This is a genomic window from Mycetocola sp. Y171 (assembly GCF_056713165.1).
Genome location: NZ_JBWYGX010000001.1, coordinates 1956670 through 1973117 on the forward strand (window position 1 = coordinate 1956670; position 16448 = coordinate 1973117).

General features: G+C 68.2%; 21 protein-coding genes. 19 read left to right on the forward strand and 2 right to left on the reverse strand.

Translation table 11 applies throughout. The features are described from left to right. Positions 1-12: 12 nt before the first annotated feature. From folE to cls, 18 genes are all read left to right on the forward strand, one after another. The gene (gene folE, locus AC1M2K_RS09440; RefSeq protein WP_480238991.1) at positions 13-594 is read left to right on the forward strand and encodes a GTP cyclohydrolase I; all 582 of its coding nucleotides are present in this window, start codon (positions 13-15) and stop codon (positions 592-594) included. Then, positions 587-1399, forward strand: a complete 813-nt coding sequence (folP, locus tag AC1M2K_RS09445) for a dihydropteroate synthase (protein WP_480240768.1) — start codon at positions 587-589, stop codon at positions 1397-1399. Before folE ends, folP begins: the two co-directional genes overlap by 8 nt. Before the next feature lie 101 nt (positions 1400-1500). Beyond that, on the forward strand, positions 1501-2103 hold the full coding sequence (locus AC1M2K_RS09450) for a biotin transporter BioY (protein ID WP_480240769.1): 603 nt from the start codon (positions 1501-1503) through the stop codon (positions 2101-2103). Continuing rightward, positions 2100-3347, forward strand: coding sequence for a class I adenylate-forming enzyme family protein (locus AC1M2K_RS09455; RefSeq protein WP_480240770.1), 1248 nt, complete (start codon positions 2100-2102; stop codon positions 3345-3347). Before AC1M2K_RS09450 ends, AC1M2K_RS09455 begins: the two co-directional genes overlap by 4 nt. Further along, on the forward strand, positions 3340-4497 hold the full coding sequence (locus AC1M2K_RS09460) for a thiolase family protein (RefSeq protein WP_480240771.1): 1158 nt from the start codon (positions 3340-3342) through the stop codon (positions 4495-4497). Before AC1M2K_RS09455 ends, AC1M2K_RS09460 begins: the two co-directional genes overlap by 8 nt. Continuing rightward, complete coding sequence (locus AC1M2K_RS09465; RefSeq protein WP_480240772.1) at positions 4497-5180, forward strand: energy-coupling factor ABC transporter ATP-binding protein; 684 nt, start codon at positions 4497-4499, stop codon at positions 5178-5180. Before AC1M2K_RS09460 ends, AC1M2K_RS09465 begins: the two co-directional genes overlap by 1 nt. After that, the gene (locus AC1M2K_RS09470) at positions 5180-5782 is read left to right on the forward strand and encodes an energy-coupling factor transporter transmembrane component T family protein (protein WP_480240824.1); all 603 of its coding nucleotides are present in this window, start codon (positions 5180-5182) and stop codon (positions 5780-5782) included. The genes AC1M2K_RS09465 and AC1M2K_RS09470 overlap by 1 nt, the downstream gene beginning before the upstream one ends. A 44-nt stretch (positions 5783-5826) precedes the next feature. Beyond that, positions 5827-6222, forward strand: a complete 396-nt coding sequence (gene folB / locus AC1M2K_RS09475) for a dihydroneopterin aldolase (protein ID WP_480238984.1) — start codon at positions 5827-5829, stop codon at positions 6220-6222. Next, positions 6219-6755, forward strand: a complete 537-nt coding sequence (gene folK / locus AC1M2K_RS09480) for a 2-amino-4-hydroxy-6-hydroxymethyldihydropteridine diphosphokinase (protein ID WP_480240773.1) — start codon at positions 6219-6221, stop codon at positions 6753-6755. Before folB ends, folK begins: the two co-directional genes overlap by 4 nt. Next, a complete protein-coding gene (locus tag AC1M2K_RS09485) occupies positions 6752-7225 on the forward strand; it encodes a DUF3180 domain-containing protein (RefSeq protein ID WP_480240774.1) in 474 nt (157 codons plus the stop codon). Before folK ends, AC1M2K_RS09485 begins: the two co-directional genes overlap by 4 nt. Continuing rightward, positions 7191-7805, forward strand: coding sequence for a PH domain-containing protein (locus AC1M2K_RS09490; protein ID WP_480240775.1), 615 nt, complete (start codon positions 7191-7193; stop codon positions 7803-7805). Before AC1M2K_RS09485 ends, AC1M2K_RS09490 begins: the two co-directional genes overlap by 35 nt. Beyond that, a complete protein-coding gene (locus AC1M2K_RS09495) occupies positions 7802-9523 on the forward strand; it encodes a PH domain-containing protein (RefSeq protein ID WP_480240776.1) in 1722 nt (573 codons plus the stop codon). The genes AC1M2K_RS09490 and AC1M2K_RS09495 overlap by 4 nt, the downstream gene beginning before the upstream one ends. After that, positions 9520-10275: a Rossmann-like and DUF2520 domain-containing protein gene (locus tag AC1M2K_RS09500; protein WP_480240777.1), complete on the forward strand. Its 756-nt coding sequence runs from the start codon at positions 9520-9522 to the stop codon at positions 10273-10275. Before AC1M2K_RS09495 ends, AC1M2K_RS09500 begins: the two co-directional genes overlap by 4 nt. Then, positions 10272-11132 carry a pantoate--beta-alanine ligase gene (gene panC, locus AC1M2K_RS09505; RefSeq protein WP_480238978.1) on the forward strand — a complete coding sequence of 287 codons (861 nt, stop codon included), beginning with the start codon at positions 10272-10274 and terminating at the stop codon, positions 11130-11132. The genes AC1M2K_RS09500 and panC overlap by 4 nt, the downstream gene beginning before the upstream one ends. Before the next feature lie 64 nt (positions 11133-11196). Then, complete coding sequence (gene lysS, locus AC1M2K_RS09510) at positions 11197-12714, forward strand: lysine--tRNA ligase (protein WP_480240778.1); 1518 nt, start codon at positions 11197-11199, stop codon at positions 12712-12714. Positions 12715-12727: 13 nt separating this feature from the next. Continuing rightward, positions 12728-12877, forward strand: coding sequence for a hypothetical protein (locus tag AC1M2K_RS09515; RefSeq protein ID WP_480240779.1), 150 nt, complete (start codon positions 12728-12730; stop codon positions 12875-12877). A gap of 30 nt (positions 12878-12907) precedes the next feature. Further along, positions 12908-13111: a hypothetical protein gene (locus AC1M2K_RS09520; protein WP_480238975.1), complete on the forward strand. Its 204-nt coding sequence runs from the start codon at positions 12908-12910 to the stop codon at positions 13109-13111. 54 nt (positions 13112-13165) lie between these two features. Next, the gene (gene cls, locus AC1M2K_RS09525; RefSeq protein WP_480240780.1) at positions 13166-14644 is read left to right on the forward strand and encodes a cardiolipin synthase; all 1479 of its coding nucleotides are present in this window, start codon (positions 13166-13168) and stop codon (positions 14642-14644) included. Positions 14645-14647: 3 nt separating this feature from the next. Here cls and AC1M2K_RS09530 read toward each other — a convergent pair whose 3' ends face one another. Further along, positions 14648-14872, reverse strand: a complete 225-nt coding sequence (locus tag AC1M2K_RS09530) for a helix-turn-helix domain-containing protein (protein ID WP_480240781.1) — start codon at positions 14870-14872, stop codon at positions 14648-14650. Further along, on the reverse strand, positions 14872-15489 hold the full coding sequence (locus tag AC1M2K_RS09535; RefSeq protein WP_480240782.1) for a hypothetical protein: 618 nt from the start codon (positions 15487-15489) through the stop codon (positions 14872-14874). The genes AC1M2K_RS09530 and AC1M2K_RS09535 overlap by 1 nt, the downstream gene beginning before the upstream one ends. A 162-nt stretch (positions 15490-15651) precedes the next feature. Between AC1M2K_RS09535 and AC1M2K_RS09540 the strand changes: the two genes are divergently transcribed. Further along, positions 15652-16380: a ZIP family metal transporter gene (locus tag AC1M2K_RS09540; RefSeq protein ID WP_480240783.1), complete on the forward strand. Its 729-nt coding sequence runs from the start codon at positions 15652-15654 to the stop codon at positions 16378-16380. The last annotated feature ends 68 nt before the right edge of the window (positions 16381-16448 follow it).

The following is a 16448-nucleotide window of genomic DNA, read 5'->3' on the forward strand; positions in this document are numbered from 1 at the left end:
GAGGAGGGCCGGATGGACAGGGAGCGGATCGAACGTGCCGTGACCGAACTGCTGCTCGCGATCGGTGAGAATCCGTCCCGTCCGGGGCTCGAGCGGACACCTGAGCGGGTCGCGGAAGCCTACGAGGAGTTCTTCGGCGGGCTCGGCGTCGACCCGGTCAGCCACCTGACCGATGCCGTGGCTGTCGGTGACGGCGGACCTGGCGAAGCCGTCGTGGTTCGTGACATCGCATTCCGATCGATCTGCGAACACCACCTTCTGCCCTTCCTCGGGCACGCCCACATCGCCTACTTGCCGAACGAACGCATCGTCGGACTCGGTCGCCTGCCCCGCGTTGTCGACACCCTCGCGTCGCGTCCGCAGATCCAGGAGCGGCTCACAGAGGAGATCGCCGACGCCATCGAGCGTGGCCTCGGCGCACGCGGCGTGCTCGTCGTCCTCGACGCCGTGCACGGCTGCGTCTCCGCCCGCGGTCCGCGCCAGACGGCATCCTCGACCCTCACAATGGCCAGCCGCGGCGTCCTCGCCGAACCGGTCAGGCGGGCAGAGATCATCGCCCTCATCGGCCGTGGGGGTACCCCGGTCCATGGCTGATGCCGCCACGGGGCGACCGATGCTCGTGATGGGCATCCTGAACGTCACGCCGAACTCGTTCAGTGACGGAGGCCAGTACCTGGACCATGCCGCCGCGGTCGAACATGGCAGGCGGCTCGTTGCGGACGGCGCAGACATCGTCGACGTCGGTGGCGAGTCCACCCGGCCGGGTGCGCAGAGGATCGGGAGCGACGAGGAACAGCGCCGCATCCTGCCGGTGATCCGCTCGCTCGCAGCCGACGGCATCCGCATCTCCGTCGACACGATGAACGCAGACACGGCCCTGGCCTCTGTCGAGGCAGGCGTCGAGATCATCAACGATGTCTCGGGCGGCCTCGCCGACCCGCGCATGGCCGAGGTCGCTGCCGGGACAGGGGCGTTGTTCCTGCTCAGTCACTGGCGGGGGCACAGCACCGAGATGGACTCGAGAGCGAAGTACGGCGACGTCGTGCAGGACGTCCGTTCCGAACTCGTCGCCCGGCTCGAGGCGGTCGAGGCGGCAGGAGTCCGCCGCGACCGCATCGTGCTCGACCCGGGGCTCGGCTTCGCCAAGCAGTCCGACCACAACTGGCAGATCCTCTCCCGGATCGGCGAGCTCCAGTCGATCGGCCTGCCCGTCCTGGTCGGGGCCTCCAGGAAACGGTTCCTCGGCGCGCTGCTCGACGAATCGGCGACCATGGCGGATCGCGACCTGCCGACGGCCGTGCTGAGCGCGCTTCTCGCCGACTCCGGACTGTGGGGTGTCCGCGTGCACGACGTGAGCGCGACCGCCGTCGCGCTCGAGGCCTGGAGCCGGCTGCGCTGACCCGCGCACGCTCGGTTTTTGGATGAGGTCCACAAAAGCGGTCGTGACACGTTGCGTCATTCCGGTGCGCGGTAAGCACGAGGTGCTGGCACTCTGGACAAGTGACTACTGAGAAGCAAGCCTCCCTCCAGGACCTGACCCGCATCGCCACCTTCACGGCGATCATCGCCGTACTCGGACTCCCCGGCGCGATCTCGCTGTTCGGCAACGCGGTGCCCATCACACTGCAGACTCTCGGCGTGATGCTGGCCGGCGCGATTCTCGGCTGGTGGAGGGGTGCCGCAGCCGTCCTCGCCCTCCTCGCCCTCGTCGCGGCCGGGCTTCCCCTGCTCTCAGGCGGACGCGGAGGCATCGGGGTGTTCTTCGGCCCGTCGGCCGGCTACCTCATCGGATTCGTGTTCGGCGCTGCGGTCACCGGTCTGATCGTGCACGCAGGAGCCACGAAACCGACCTGGCTGCGCGTCGCCATCGGCTCGTTCATCGGAGGAGTCCTCACGGTCTACCTCTTCGGCATCCCGATCCAGTCGCTCGTCACCGGCGTCCCGCTTGCTGGCACCGCAATCGCCAGCCTGCTCTTCCTGCCGGGCGATCTTCTCAAGGTCGTGCTGTCGACCGTCCTCGTCATGGCGGTATGGCGCGCGTATCCGCGGGCATTCAGCTTCTCGACCAGACCAGCGCCAGCGGTTCTCGCGAAGACCGCATGACCTCTGGCCTCGCCCTGATCTGCGGATCGACCCGGCTCTCATCGGTCGAGCTGAGACGACGCGTCGCGTCGTGGGCGGAGGCCACGGTGTCGGAGCGCCGGATCGTGCCGCTCCGGTCGGCGGACGCGGCGGCGCTCGTGGTCGCCGTGCTCGCCGTGCGTCAACGGGGAGGAGTGCCCGCGATCGGAGACGCGCGCTGGAGTGACGAACACTGGGGTCAGCTCGCCGGGTCCGTCTCAGGCGCGATCGCTCCTGACGGAACGGCGTGGGCGACGTTCAGTTCCGGCAGCACGGGGGCGCCGAGGGTCATCCTGCGGAGTGCCGAGTCGTGGTCCGCGTCATTCGCCGCCGTGACGCAGCTGATGGATCTGACCCCTGACGATGTCGTGCTGCTGCCCTCCCCACTCGTGTCGTCGCTCTCGATGTTCTCGATCGCCCACGCGCGTGACGTCGGGGCGACCGTGCTCCTCCCCGCCGCCTCGAGGGTGACGCCAGACGACTGCGGAACGGCCACCATCCTGCACGGAACCCCTGGCGCGCTCGAGAACGTCCTCGACCTCATCGACGATGGCGCTCCGACGCTGCTGCGCCGTGCCCTGATCGGCGGGGCACACCTGGAGCACGGACTGCGCGACCGCGCCGAAGCCGCAGGAATCCGCGTGGTCGGCTACTACGGCGCGGCTGAGCTGTCCTTCGTGGCCGCCGACCACGACGGACACGGGCTTCGCGCGTTCGACGGTGTCGAACTGCGCGTCGCCGACGGTGAACTGTGGAGCCGATCGCCGTACGCCGCACTGGGCTACCTGTCAGGAGGGACCGGTTCGTTCCGCACGGACGCCGAAGGCTGGTCGTCGGTCGGTGATCTCGCCGACCTGACCGCCGATGGCATCCTCACCCTTCGGGGCAGGCGCGACGGCGCGATCCTCTCGGCGGCGGCGACGGTTGTGCCTGAGGATGTCGAGGTCGTCTTGCGTACACTCGATGGAGTGAAGAACTCCGTCGTCTTCGGTGCGCCGCACCCGCGGCTCGGCGCACTCGTCTGTGCCGTCATCGAGCCGGACGACCCCCGCCACCCGCCGACGGCCGCCTCCCTCCGCGCCGCCTGTCGTGCCCGGCTCGGGATCGCGCAGGTGCCGAGGCGCTGGTACCTCAGCATCGAACTCCCGCTCACATCGACAGGGAAACCCGCGCGCGCGAGCATTGCGCAGGACGCCGCCGCCGGACGGATGCCGAGACTTGAGTAACGCCGTCGTCACCGTCATCGCGGCCAGGCGGACCCCGATCGCCACGGTGGGCCAGCGCCTCTCCGCCCACTCCGTCGACGATCTCGCCGCAGCGAGCATCCGGGCGACCGTCGACGACGCCCGCCTGCTCCTGGGCGCTGACCTGCCGATCGGGGACGTCGTCATCGGCAATTGCATGGGACCTGGTGGCAACACGGCTCGAGTGGCATCGCTCGCAGCGGGGCTCGACGTGAGGGTGCCGGGCCTGACGGTCGACCGCCAGTGCGGGTCTGGACTCGCAGCGATAATCGTCGCCGGCGAGCAGATTCTCGCGGGGGACCACCGGATGCGGCTGGCCGGGGGAGCGGAAAGCGCGTCGACCGCGCCGACTCGGGTCGCCGCGACAGGGGCATACGCCAGGGCCGCATTCGCCCCAGGAGAATTCGCCGACCCCGAGATGGGACCTGCAGCCGAAGCTCTCGCCTCCGCTCGGGGAATTTCCCGAGAGCGGCAGGACTCCTTCGCGCTCCGCAGCCACCAGCGCGCGCTCGCGGCCCGCGACGCCGGTCGGTTCGACGACGAACTCGTGGGGATCGGTGAGATCGTCATGGACGACGGACCCCGGGCGCTGAACCGCGCCGTGCTCGGGCGGTTCACTCCGGCCTTCGCGGAGAACCGTCCAGGCGAGGGCACCGTCACCGCCGGCAATGCATGCCGTGTGAGCGACGGAGCCGCAACGGTTGCGCTCGTGCCTGACACCGATCGCGGTTCCGCACCGGGGCTCGCGCTCGTCGGAAGCGCCGTCGTCGGGTGCGACCCCGCCACCCCTGGCCTCGGGCCGGTGTTCGCCATCGAATCGCTGCTCGGGCGAACCGGCGTCAGCCTCGACGACGTCGCCGCGTTCGAACTCGTCGAGGCGTTCGCCGCCCAGGCACTCGCCGTGCTCGACACGATCGGACTCGCATCGGCCGACCATGTCGACGACCGGGTGTGCTCCGATGGCGGCGCGCTCGCCCTCGGGCATCCCTGGGCCGCCAGCGGTGCTGTCAGCGTCGTCAGGCTCTTCTCGCGACTCGTCCGCGCCGGTGCTCCTGCGGGAACCCTCGGCCTCGCGACCGCGGCCATCGGCGGGGGCATGGGCGTCGCCGCCCTGTTCAGGGTGGTGCGCTGATGACCAGGGAGATCGCGCTGTCCGGCGTCACCGTCGATTTCGGTGACCGGCTCGCCCTCGACGACGTGACAGTCAGGCTCGACGAGCATCGCATCGCCGTGATCGGGGCGAACGGTTCAGGCAAGTCGACGTTCGCCCGGCTCCTCAACGGCCTCGAGACGCCGACCTCGGGAACGCTGAGCGTGCACGGGCTCGACCCGGTTCGCCAGGGCAAACAACTCCGGCGCAGCGTGGGCTTCGTCTTCACGAACCCGGACGCCCAGATCGTCATGCCGACCGTCGCGGAGGATGTCGCATTCTCGCTCCGCGGCAGGGGATTGTCGAAGGACGAGATCGCTGCACGTGTGGCATCCGTCCTCGCGGCCTACGGGCTCGGCGACCACGCCGACGCCGCCGCGCACAGCCTGTCAGGCGGACAGAAGCAGCTCCTCGCCCTCTGCTCGGTCCTGGTCACCGAGCCCGAACTGCTCGTCGCCGACGAGCCCACCACCCTGCTCGACGCCGCGAACACCAGGCGGATCGCCGATCTGATCGCCGGGCTGCGTCAACAGGTCGTGCTGGTCACTCACAATCTCCGGCTCGCTGAACGATGTGACATCGTCCTGCGGTTCGACGAGGGCAGGCTCGTCGAACAGGGAGACCCCGTCGACGTCGTCGGCCGCTACGAACGCGAGTTCGCGTGATGCAGGCCCTAGGGCTTTATCGGCCGGGGACCAGTGTGATCCACCGGCTGTCGGCGGGGACGAAACTGTTCGCGTTGTTCGTGCTCGCGCTCGCCGTGTCCGTGCCGCCGCCCACCGTCTGGCTTCTCGGCACCCTGACGCTTCTCGTCGTCACCCTGTACCTGATCGCCGGGCTCGGCCTCGTCGAGCTCGGCCGCCAGGTCGTGATGATCCGCTGGCTGATCCTCTTCGTCACAATCACCGGCGTCCTGTTCCTGCCGCTCGATGTCGCCATCGCGAACGTCACACGGATGGTGCTCGTCATCGTGCTGGCCGGGCTCATCACGCTCACCACGCGCACCTCGGCCATCCTCGACGCGTTCGAACGCGGACTTTCGCCCCTGCGCCGGTTCGGCGTCGATCCTGCACGGATCAGTCTCGTTCTCGCGCTGGCCATCCGGACGGTGCCCGTCATCGCCGGATTCGCGCGCCAGCTCGGCGACGCGCAGCGCGCGAGAGGCGGCAGGGTCAGCGTCCGCGCGTTCGTCGTTCCTCTGCTCGTGCTCTCCCTGCGTCATTCGGACGACCTCGCAGACGCCCTCGTCGCGCGCGGCGCCGACTGACCACTCCCGGCGCGGCCGACAGCCGTGCACCGTAGAGTGGAACCGTGACTACCGGCGACACGATCACCCTCAGCGGACTCCGCGTTCGGGCACACCACGGTGTGTACGACTTCGAGCGCGAGAACGGCCAGGACTTCGTGGTCGACCTCGTCGTGGGGATCGACCTCCAGCCGGCGTCGACCAGTGACGACGTCGCCGCGACCATTCACTACGGGGAGCTGGCCGAGAAGGTCGCTGCCGCCGTCGCTGCCGACCCGGTCGACCTCATCGAGACGGTCGCCGAGCGGGTGGCCGACCTCGTGCTCGCCTACCCGGCCGCCATCAGCGTACGCGTCACGGTTCACAAGCCGGATGCCCCGATCTCCGTTCCGTTCGACGACGTGGCCGTGAGCATCCTTCGGTACGCGGCGACGAGCGTGCAGCGGTCGACGCGGTCATGACCCCGATCCCGAAGCCGCACATCCACCCGCCGGTCCGTCCGCTGACGGGCGGTAAGGCCGTGCTCGCCTTTGGCAGCAACCTGGGCGACCGTGAAGCGGCCATCAGGGCAGGGGTCGACGCCCTCGCCGCTCACGGTATCCGCATCTCTGCGATGTCGACCCTCGTGGAGTCCGTCGCCGTGAAACCGGGCGGAGAAGACGAGGCGGCACCGCGCTACCTCAACGGCGTCGCACTCGTCAGCACCATTCTGGCTCCGCATGACCTGCTCCGCACGATTCACGCCGTCGAAACCGAGCTCGGCAGGGTGAGACTCGAGCGCTGGGGCGACCGGACACTCGACATCGACATCGTCGCGTACGGGGATCTCGTCCTCGACGACCAGGACCTCATCGTCCCTCACCCGCGCGCCGCCCAGCGAACGTTCGTCCTCTCGCCCTGGCTCGAACTCGATCCTGACGCGGTCCTGCCGGGCTCCGGCCGGGTCGACGCCCTGTTCGCGGCCCTGGAAGCGCAGCCAGGAGCCGACGCGTGAGGCGTACGCATGCGACGCCGCTGATCGGGCTGGCCGCTCTCGGGTTCGTCGCCGGATTCCTGCTCGAATACGGCGCGGAGTCACTCGGCCGGCCGCTAATCATCCCTCCCCTCACGTTCCCGCTCACCCTTCTCGCCGCCGCGGCGATCGTGCTCGGTTTCGCGATCCCGATCCGGCGCGCGGTGACGGGCAAACGCGCGAAACCGATCGATCCGTTCCAGGCGATGCGGATCGTCGTCCTCGCGAAGGCCTCGAGTCACGTCGGGGCGCTCCTCACCGGGGCCGGCCTCGGCGCGGTCATCTACTTCACGACCCGCCCCGTGCTGCCCGCGATAGGCTCGATGTGGCTCGCGATCGCCTCCTGCGTTGGCGCGGCGGTGCTCACGGCCGCAGGACTGCTTGCCGAACACCTCTGCACTCTGCCGAAGGACGATGATGACGACGCACCCGGAGTACCCCACGATTCCTGAGCCGCCTGTTCCGGGCGCCGCTCCGGAGACGGCCGTTCCCGGAACGGGGGCAGAGCTCCCCGTCGAGCGGCAGGAGCCTGCCGCCCATGCCGACTCCCCGCGGCGACTCGAGCTGACAGACACCGACTGGCACCGGGTCTCGCCGAAGTACATCGTCGTCGACCTCATCGGGGCAGGGATCTTCGCCCTCGTCGTCGTCGGTGCAGCCATCGTCATGGCCGTCGTGTTCGAGCAGACCTGGCCGTTGTGGGTGATGGCGGGGCTTCTCGTCGCAATCCTCATCGGTGCCGTGTTCACCCCCCGTCGCATCCGTTCGATCGGTTACCAGCTCCGCCAGGACGACCTGCTGTTCCGGCGCGGAATCATGTGGACGAGGATCGTGGCCGTCCCGTACGGCAGGATGCAGCTCATCGACATCAACCGCGGCCCTGTTGCCCGTGCTTTCGGGCTCGCCGAACTCAAATTCGTCACGGCGTCAGCCGCGAGCGCCATCGTGCTGCCCGGTCTCCCCGAGGATGAGGCGGAGCAGCTGCGCGACCACCTCGTCACCGTCGCCGAGAGCAGGCGGACCGGCCTATGACCGGAGAACCGGATGCCGGTCGCTCGCCGCTGAACGAAATCGCTGCTCCGACGGCGAACCCGTCGTCCGGGCGGCGAAGCCTCACCGACGGCGAATGGCACCGCCTCCACCCGGCGACGCCGCTCCTTCGCGGAGGCATCGCCGTGCTCGCCATCGTCGGTTTCGTCATCGCGAACCTCAGGGAACGCCTCGTCGAGCTGTTCCTGCCCGGCGCGGGAGAGTATGACCCCGAAGACTACGACCCCCTCACCTATGTCTGGGAGCACGGGTACGTCGGACTCGCACTCCTCGCCGTCCTCGTCATCCTCGTCGTGGTGCTCGCTGCGTTCTTCCTGTCCTGGCGCATGCACACCTTCCGCGTGACGGAGGAAGCGGTCGAAGTGCGCAGCGGCATCCTCTTCCGCACCCACCGCAAGGCGAAACTCGACAGGATCCAGGGCGTCGGGATCTCCCGGCCGTTCCTGCCGCGGATGTTCGGGGCGGCCAAGATGGAAGTCAGCGTCGCCGGCCAGGACGCCAGCGTGAAGCTCGAGTACCTCTTCTCCCGTGACGCTGACGACCTCCGCCGTGACGTCCTCACCCTCGCGTCAGGGGTCCGGCTGGCCGAACAGGGCCTCGCTCCCGCCCCGACGGTGGGCCCAGAGGGCGTCGTCTCCGGAACGGATGCGGCCCTGTCGCGCATCGTGAACGAGCGCGTGAACGAGTTCCTCGCGCCCGAGCTCGACCCGTCTGTAGCCCCGCCCGAGTCGATCGTGCGGATCCCGGTCGGCCGGCTGATCGGCTCGACCATCCTGAGCTGGGTGACTCTCGTCGTCCTCGTCCTCGCTGTCGTGATGATCGTCTCGGTCGTCAACGGCCAGTTGTGGGCACTGTTCTGGTTCATCCCGAGCGTCATCGGTATCTTCAGTTATTTCTGGTCGACGATCACCAAGTCGCTCCGGTACTCCATCGCCGGTACCCCCTCGGGCGTGCGGATCGGGTTCGGGCTGTTCTCCACGAGCAATGACACGCTTCCCCCCGGACGCGTGCACGCCATCGAAGTCTCGCAGTCGGTGCTCTGGCGGCCGTTCGGCTGGTGGCAGGTCAAGATCAACAAGGCAGGGCTGAGCGCGGAGGCCGCCGCAGGCGGCAAGGGAAACACCACCGTGCTGCCGGTCGGCACGCTGGTCGACGTCTCCCGGGTCGTCGACCTCCTGCTCAGCGGCGTCACCCCTGTCGACCTGCACGCCGAACTCGACCGTGCGATCAGGGACCCCGGCCACTCCGGATTCGTCCTCGCCCCGCGTCGTGCTGCCTGGCTCGGCCCGTTCGCCTGGCGCCGCACCGGCTACACCCTGCACGACGGGCTCCTGATGTTCCGCCGCGGCGTCGTCTGGCGCAGGGTCGATCTCCTCCCGCTCGCACGGCTGGTGAGTTTCGCCATCTCGCAGGGACCCGTTGAGCGGATGCTCCGCCTCGCGTCGGCACGCGCCCACACCGTCGTCGGACCGATCACGGCGACGCTGCCCATCATCGGAACGGCAGAGGCCACCCGGTTGTTCGACGAGGTCTCCGCCGGGATCGTCAGGGCCTCGCGCTCCGACCACAGCCACCGCTGGGCCGAGTCCAGGCAGGACGACCTCGCGCAGGCTCAGCCGGTGGCGGCTCCGACGGCGCACGAGCTCGTCGCGCCCGCAGAGCCCCAGCCCGGGTCGATCCAGAGTGGGGACCACCGGTGAGTGCGCGGGCCGGACGACTCGGCATCGGAATCATCGGCGCCGGAAAGGTGGGCCCGGTGCTCGGCGCAGCGCTCGCCGGTGCAGGCCACGCCATCACGGGGATCAGCGCGGTCTCCGACGAGAGTCGCGACCGTGCGGAGGCGATACTCCCCGCCGTTCCTGTGCTCGACATCCCGAGCATCGTCGAGCGCAGCGAACTCGTTCTCATCGCCGTCCCGGACAGCGAACTGGAATCGCTCGTCGCCGGTCTCGCCGCCACCTCGACGTGGCAGGCCGGCCAGCTCGTCGTCCACACGGCAGCAGGTTTCGGCACGTCCGTCCTCGCGCCGGCCCAGGCGCTCGGCGCCATCCCGTTGGCGATCCACCCGGCAATGGACTTCACGGGGACGAGCATCGACATCGCCCGTCTCGCCGAGAGCTGGTTCGCCGTCACGGCGCCTGCTCCCGTCCAGCCGATCGGCCAGGCGCTCGTCGTAGAGATGGGCGGGGAACCCGTCATCATCGCCGAATCCGATCGCGCCGCGTACGCGGAAGCCATCGACATCGCCACCACGTTCTCGCGATCGATCGTTGCGCAGGCCACCGGCATCCTCGGTGGAATCGGCGTGGAGCATCCCGGTGGCTTCCTGTCGTCGCTCGTCCGCTCATCGGTGGACAACGCCCTGCAGGAGGCGGGCAGGGCTCCCTTCGACACCGGCGCATTCGGCCTCGATGACGAAGGCGCTCCGCCGCCCGGTACCATCGGTGGGTGACGAACAGTATCGCTGACATCCGCTCGCGCATCGCCGAAGCCCGCCGGGCGGCGATCGAAGCGGGAATCGCAGACCCCAGGGTCGTCCTCGTCCCGACGATGGGTGCGTTGCACGACGGCCACATCGCCCTCGTCGACAGGGCCGCGGAGCTCGGCGAGATCGTCGTCGTCTCGATCTTCGTCAACCCGCTGCAGTTCGGCCCGAAAGAAGACCTTTCCAGCTATCCGCGAACCCTCGAGAGCGATGTTCAGAAACTCGCGGAACGTGGCGTCACCCTCGTCTTCGCGCCGACCGCTGCCGAGATGTACCCGGACGGCGACGCCGCAGTCCGCGTCAGCGCCGGCGACATCGGCACCCGCTACGAGGGGCGCACCCGCCCCGGCCACTTCGACGGTGTGCTCACCGTCGTCGCCAAGCTCTTCCACATCATCGAGCCGGATGCCGCCGTCTTCGGCGAGAAGGACGGCCAGCAGCTGTTCCTCGTGAAGCGGATGGCCAGGGACCTCAGCTTCCCGGTCGACGTCCAGGGCGTCGAAACGGTGCGGGCGGATGACGGACTCGCGCTCTCGAGCCGCAACGTCTACCTCGACGACGCCGAACGGCGTTCGGCACGCGTGCTTTCGACGGCACTCGAGGCGGCCGCGTCGTCTGGCGACCGAGGCATCGACGCCGTCCTGGCCGCCGCGCAGTCGGTGATCGTCGGCGAGCCCCGGGTCGAGCTCGACTACCTGGCCGTCGTCGACCCCGCCACCTTCCTCCCCGTCGACGGCAACCACCACGGCACGGCCGTCGCGCTCGTCGCGGCTCGCGTCGGCACCACGCGTCTCATCGACAACCGCACCCTCTTCGTCAACTGACGCGGGAACCGCCGCCCCGGCGGCATCGTAAACTGGGATGACCCACAAGGAGACGTTTTTCGCCATGACAGCCCTCACCCCCGACCAGCCCGCAGAGCCGACCGCTGAAGAGATCTTCGAGCAGAAGGCCGTTCGACTGGCCAAACGGGAGCGTCTGATCGCGAACGCCGCCGATGCAGCAGGCGGTGCGTACCCCGTCTCCGTCCCGATCACCACGACCATCCCTGCCGTTCGGGAGAAGTGGGGCCACCTCGCCGCTGACGAAGCATCCGGTGACGTCGTGGGCATCGCCGGCCGAATCGTCTTCCTCCGCAACACAGGCAAGCTGTGCTTCGCCAGCCTCCAGTCCGGCGACGGCAGTCGCATCCAGGCGATGGTGTCGCTCGCAGAGGTCGGCGAGGAGTCGCTTGCCCTGTGGAAGGAACTCGTCGACCTCGGCGATCACCTCTTTGTCTCCGGTGAGGTGATCTCCAGCCGCCGCGGTGAACTCTCGATCATGGTCACCGAGTGGACGATCGCGTCCAAGGCGATCCTGCCGCTGCCCAACCTGCACAACGAACTCAGCGAGGAGAGCCGCGTCCGCAGCCGCTACCTCGACCTCATCGCGCGCGAGCAGGCCAGGCGGAACGTCGTGCAGCGGTCACAGGCGGTCTCCAGCCTGCGACGCACCTTCACCGACCGCGGCTACCTCGAGATCGAGACGCCGATGCTCCAGGTGATGCACGGCGGGGCATCCGCGCGCCCGTTCGTGACCACGTCGAATGCGTTCGACACCGAGCTGTTCCTCCGGATCGCGCCGGAGCTGTACCTCAAGCGCGCCATTGTCGGCGGAATCGACCACGTGTTCGAGATCAACCGCAACTTCAGGAACGAAGGCGCCGACTCGACGCACAGCCCCGAGTTCGCGATGCTCGAGGCCTACGAAGGATATGGGGACTACAACTCCATCGCCGAGCTCACCCAGACCCTGATCCAGAACGCGGCCCTCGCGGTCGCCGGATCCCACACCGTCACCTGGGCGGACGGGACCGAGTTCGACCTCGGCGGCGAGTGGGACAGGATCTCGATGTTCGGCAGCCTGTCCGACGCCGTCGGCCGTGAGATCACCCCCGAGACGCCGATCGCCGAGCTCAGGGAACTGGCCGAGAAGGAGGGCATCGTCGTGCCCCACCCGATCCACGGCAAGTACATCGAGGAACTCTGGGAGCACTTCGTGAAAGGCGCGCTCGTGCGCCCCACCTTCGTGCGCGATTTCCCCGTCGACACATCACCGCTCGTGCGGGCCCACCGGTCGATCCCCGGTGTCGTCGAGAAGTGGGACCTCTACATCCGCGGCTTCGAACTCGCCACCGGATACTCGGAGCTCATCGACCCCGTCGTCCAGCGTGAGCGTTTCGTCGAGCAGGCACGACTGGCCGCGGGCGGAGACGTCGAGGCGATGCGCCTGGATGAAGAGTTCCTCCGCGCGCTCGAGCACGGCATGCCACCGACCGGCGGCATGGGGATGGGCATCGACCGGCTGATGATGGCCCTCACCGGTCTCGGCATCCGCGAAACCATCCTGTTCCCCCTCGTGAAATGACCCAGGTGACCCGATGAACGACTACCTCCCGAAGAATGAGCTCGACCCGCAGGATCCGAAGAAGCCGTCGGCGAACCGGATCATGGTCTGGATCGTCGTCACCGGCGTCGGGCTGTACCTCGTGATCTCAGGCATCGTCGGCATCATCGCCAAGGGAAGCTGACCGGGCTGGTCGGGGTATCCTTAACGTGTCATGGACAATTACTGGCTGAACGCCCTCTGGTCGATCGTGCCGACGCTGCTCGTCGGGCTGATCTTCTGGGCCGTCATGCGCGCCATCATCCGCGCCGACCGTGACGAGCGGGCTGCGTACGCCGACCTCGAGGCCGCCGAACGGGAACGCCTCGGACTGCCTCCAGCCGCACCGAAGAACACAAGCGAGTCCGTCGAGGCGTAGCCGTGCCGCCGCCGATAGGCTGGCAGCATTCTCACCGAAGACAGGAGCCCGTTCGTGGATCTAGCTGCCTTCTGGGCGACGCTGTCCGGCGACTGGAGGGTCATCCTCTTCTTCGCCATCGACTTCGTGATCCGCGTCATCGCCGTCATCGTCGTGCCCAGGAACCGTCGGCCGACCGCCGGCATGGCGTGGCTGCTCGCCATCTTCCTGATCCCATACGTCGGGGTCCTCGCCTTCCTCCTCATCGGCAACCCGAAACTGCCACGCAAGCGACGCGAGCTCCAGAAGGACATCAACGAATTCATGGCGGTCGCGGCGAAGGAACTCCCGGCGCAGGACCTCCAGCCCGGCGCGCCCGACTGGCTCAAGTCGCTCGTCACCCTCAACCGCAACCTCGGAGCCCTTCCCGTACTCGGCGGCAACGAAGCCGGACTCATCGGCGACTACGAACTGTCGCTCGCCGCCATGACGGAAGCCATCGATGCCGCAGAGAAATTCGTCAACGTCGAGTTCTACATCCTCAGTTGCGACCGCACGACAGAGCCCTTCTTCGCCGCGATGGAACGGGCCGTCGCTCGCGGGGTGAAGGTGCGGGTGCTCCTCGACCACGTCGCCAACCTGCGCACCAAGGGTTACAGGGCCACGAAACGCCGGCTCACCGCCATCGGCGCCGACTGGCATCTCATGCTCCCCGTTCAGCCGTTCAAGGGCACGTTCCAGCGGCCTGACCTCCGCAACCACCGCAAGGTGCTCATCATCGACGGCCTCGTCGCCTTCATGGGTTCCCAGAACGTCATCGACCGCAGCTACAACAAGCGTGCGAACATCCGACGCGGTCTGAAATGGCAGGAACTCGTCGTGCGGGTCGAGGGGTCGGTCGTCGGCGGCATCAACGCGATCTTCTTCAGCGACTGGTACTCAGAGACCGGTGAACTGCTCGCCCGCGACGTCGACATGACCGACTTCGATCCCGAGAACGGCGACCTCGACTGCCAGGTCGTGCCCAGCGGCCCCGGCTTCGACGGCGAGAACAACCTCCGCCTCTTCCTCGGGCTGCTCTATGCCGCGCAGAAGCGCATCGTCATCACGAGCCCGTACTTCGTCCCTGACGAGTCCCTTCTCTACGCGATCACCACAGCGGTGCAGCGCGGGGTCCCCGTGGATCTCTTCGTGTCTGAGATCGGGGACCAGGCCCTCGTCTACCACGCCCAGCGTTCCTACTACGAGGCCCTGCTCCGTGCCGGGGTGCGGATCTACCTGTACCCGGCACCGTACATCCTCCACGCCAAGCACTTCACCATCGACGACGAGGTCGCCGTGATCGGCTCGAGCAACATGGACATGCGTTCCTTCGGCCTCAACATGGAGGTCTCGCTCCTGGTGCGCGGCCGGTCCTTCGTCGACGAGATGCGCTCGGTAGAGGACGTCTACCGCCTGAAGAGCCGCGAGCTCACCCTCGACGAGTGGATGAAGCAGCCGCTGCGCTCCACCGTTCTCGACAACCTGGCGAGGCTCAGCTCGGCGCTCCAATAGGCGTCACGCTCGTACGAGCAGGTCGCCCACGTCGCATCCGATCGCGTCGCAGATTGCGGTGAGGGTAGAGAAGCGGATGGCGCGGGCCCTGTCGTTCTTGAGCACCGACAGGTTCACCACGCTCACCCCTACCCGTTCGCTCAGCTGGGTGAGGGTCATCGAGCGCGCGGCAAGCAGTTCGTCGAGCCGGCAGTGGATGCCGGTGGGTTCGTCGTCCGCGGCCGCCATCAGACGAGGCCGTCCGTGTCGCGCTGCAGCCGCTCGCCGACCGCGAACGCCGTGGCGATGATACCGAGGACGAGTCCGACGACGACCGGCGTCGAATCGAGGTGCATCATCATCGGGAAGGAGGTGCCGATCGGATCGTGGTTGAGTTCGGTGGCGACCTGGAAGTTCCCGAAGCCGTAGACGGCCTGTCCGAGGATTCCGCCCGCGAGCACGACGAGTGCGGATGCCGTGAGGAGCTTCCGGATGGCCGGGGCGAACGGCCGGCCGGCGAGGAGCTGCCTGCACAGGGCGACGACGGCGATGGCGACCATCACCTGGACGAGCACGAGGAGGAGGGTCCCGCTCCCGAGGAGAAGCCTCGCGGCGATGCTGAGCCCGGCGAGCGACAGCTCGGCCTGCGTCACCTCACCGCTCGCGACGGATGCCGTTCCATCGGTCGTCAGGCCGGTCACGTCGACGCTCACAGGCTGGCTGACCGGGACGGTCTCGCTGGACAACATGGAGACGAACCCGAAGACGCCCCAGATGAGGGCGCAACCGGCGAAGAGGACGCCGAGGACGGAGACGAGGCGGAGTGCACCGCTGTCCAGCCGCTGACTGAGAGTGGTGCCGCCCATGAATGCCCCCAACGATTATCGATAATAACGAATATCGATACGGTAGCGGTCTGGTGCAGCGGCCGTCAAGCGTGGGACACAGCCTCCCGACGGGCGGCAGCCCTCGATCGGGCACTCGCGAAAACGAGGGGGCTGTCGCCCCGGATGACATACTCTGGCCCCATGGCTGGATGGATGGCACTCGGTGCTGGGGCGCTCGCGGGTGGAGCGCTCCTCGTCGGCGCCCTGATCGCGTGGTTCGTATCGGTTCCCAGACGTGTCGTCGCCACGATCATGGCCTTCGGTTCAGGGGTACTCATCTCGGCGCTCGCCTTCGACCTCGTCGAGGAGGCCGCTGAGGGAGGCGGATTCTGGCCGGCCATGGCCGGCTTCCTCGCAGGAGCCGTGGTCTACGTCGGCGCCAACCTGCTGCTCGACCGCGTGAACGCGCGCAACCGTCGCGGCTCGGGGGAGTCGCCAGGCACGGGGACCGGGATCGCCGTCGGAGCACTCCTCGACGGAGTCCCCGAAACCGCAGTCCTCGGGCTGAGCATGGTGGCAGGGGGACAGGTCTCCATTCCGGTCCTCGTCGCCATCGTGATCTCGAACGTTCCAGAGGGTCTCGCGTCGACCGCTGAGCTCAAGGCCGACGGACGCGGCCCGCGCTACGTCTTCACCCTCTGGGTGGGAATCGCCGTCGCCTGCGCGCTCTCGTCGCTGGGGGGATTCGTGCTCCTCGAGGACGTCCCTGCGAGCGTGACCGCGTTCGTGACGGCCATCGCCGCGGGCGCCATCCTTGCCATGGTGTGCGACACGATGATCCCCGAGGCCTTCCGCGACGCGAAGGCATTCACCGGTCTCATCGCCACTGTCGGGTTCTTCGTGAGCTTCGGGGTGCACCAGCTCAGCTGAGCGTGAGGCGCAGCTCCAGTTCTTCCATTAGTGCTTTGAGCGAACAGAGGAGTTTTCCGAAGCCGCGG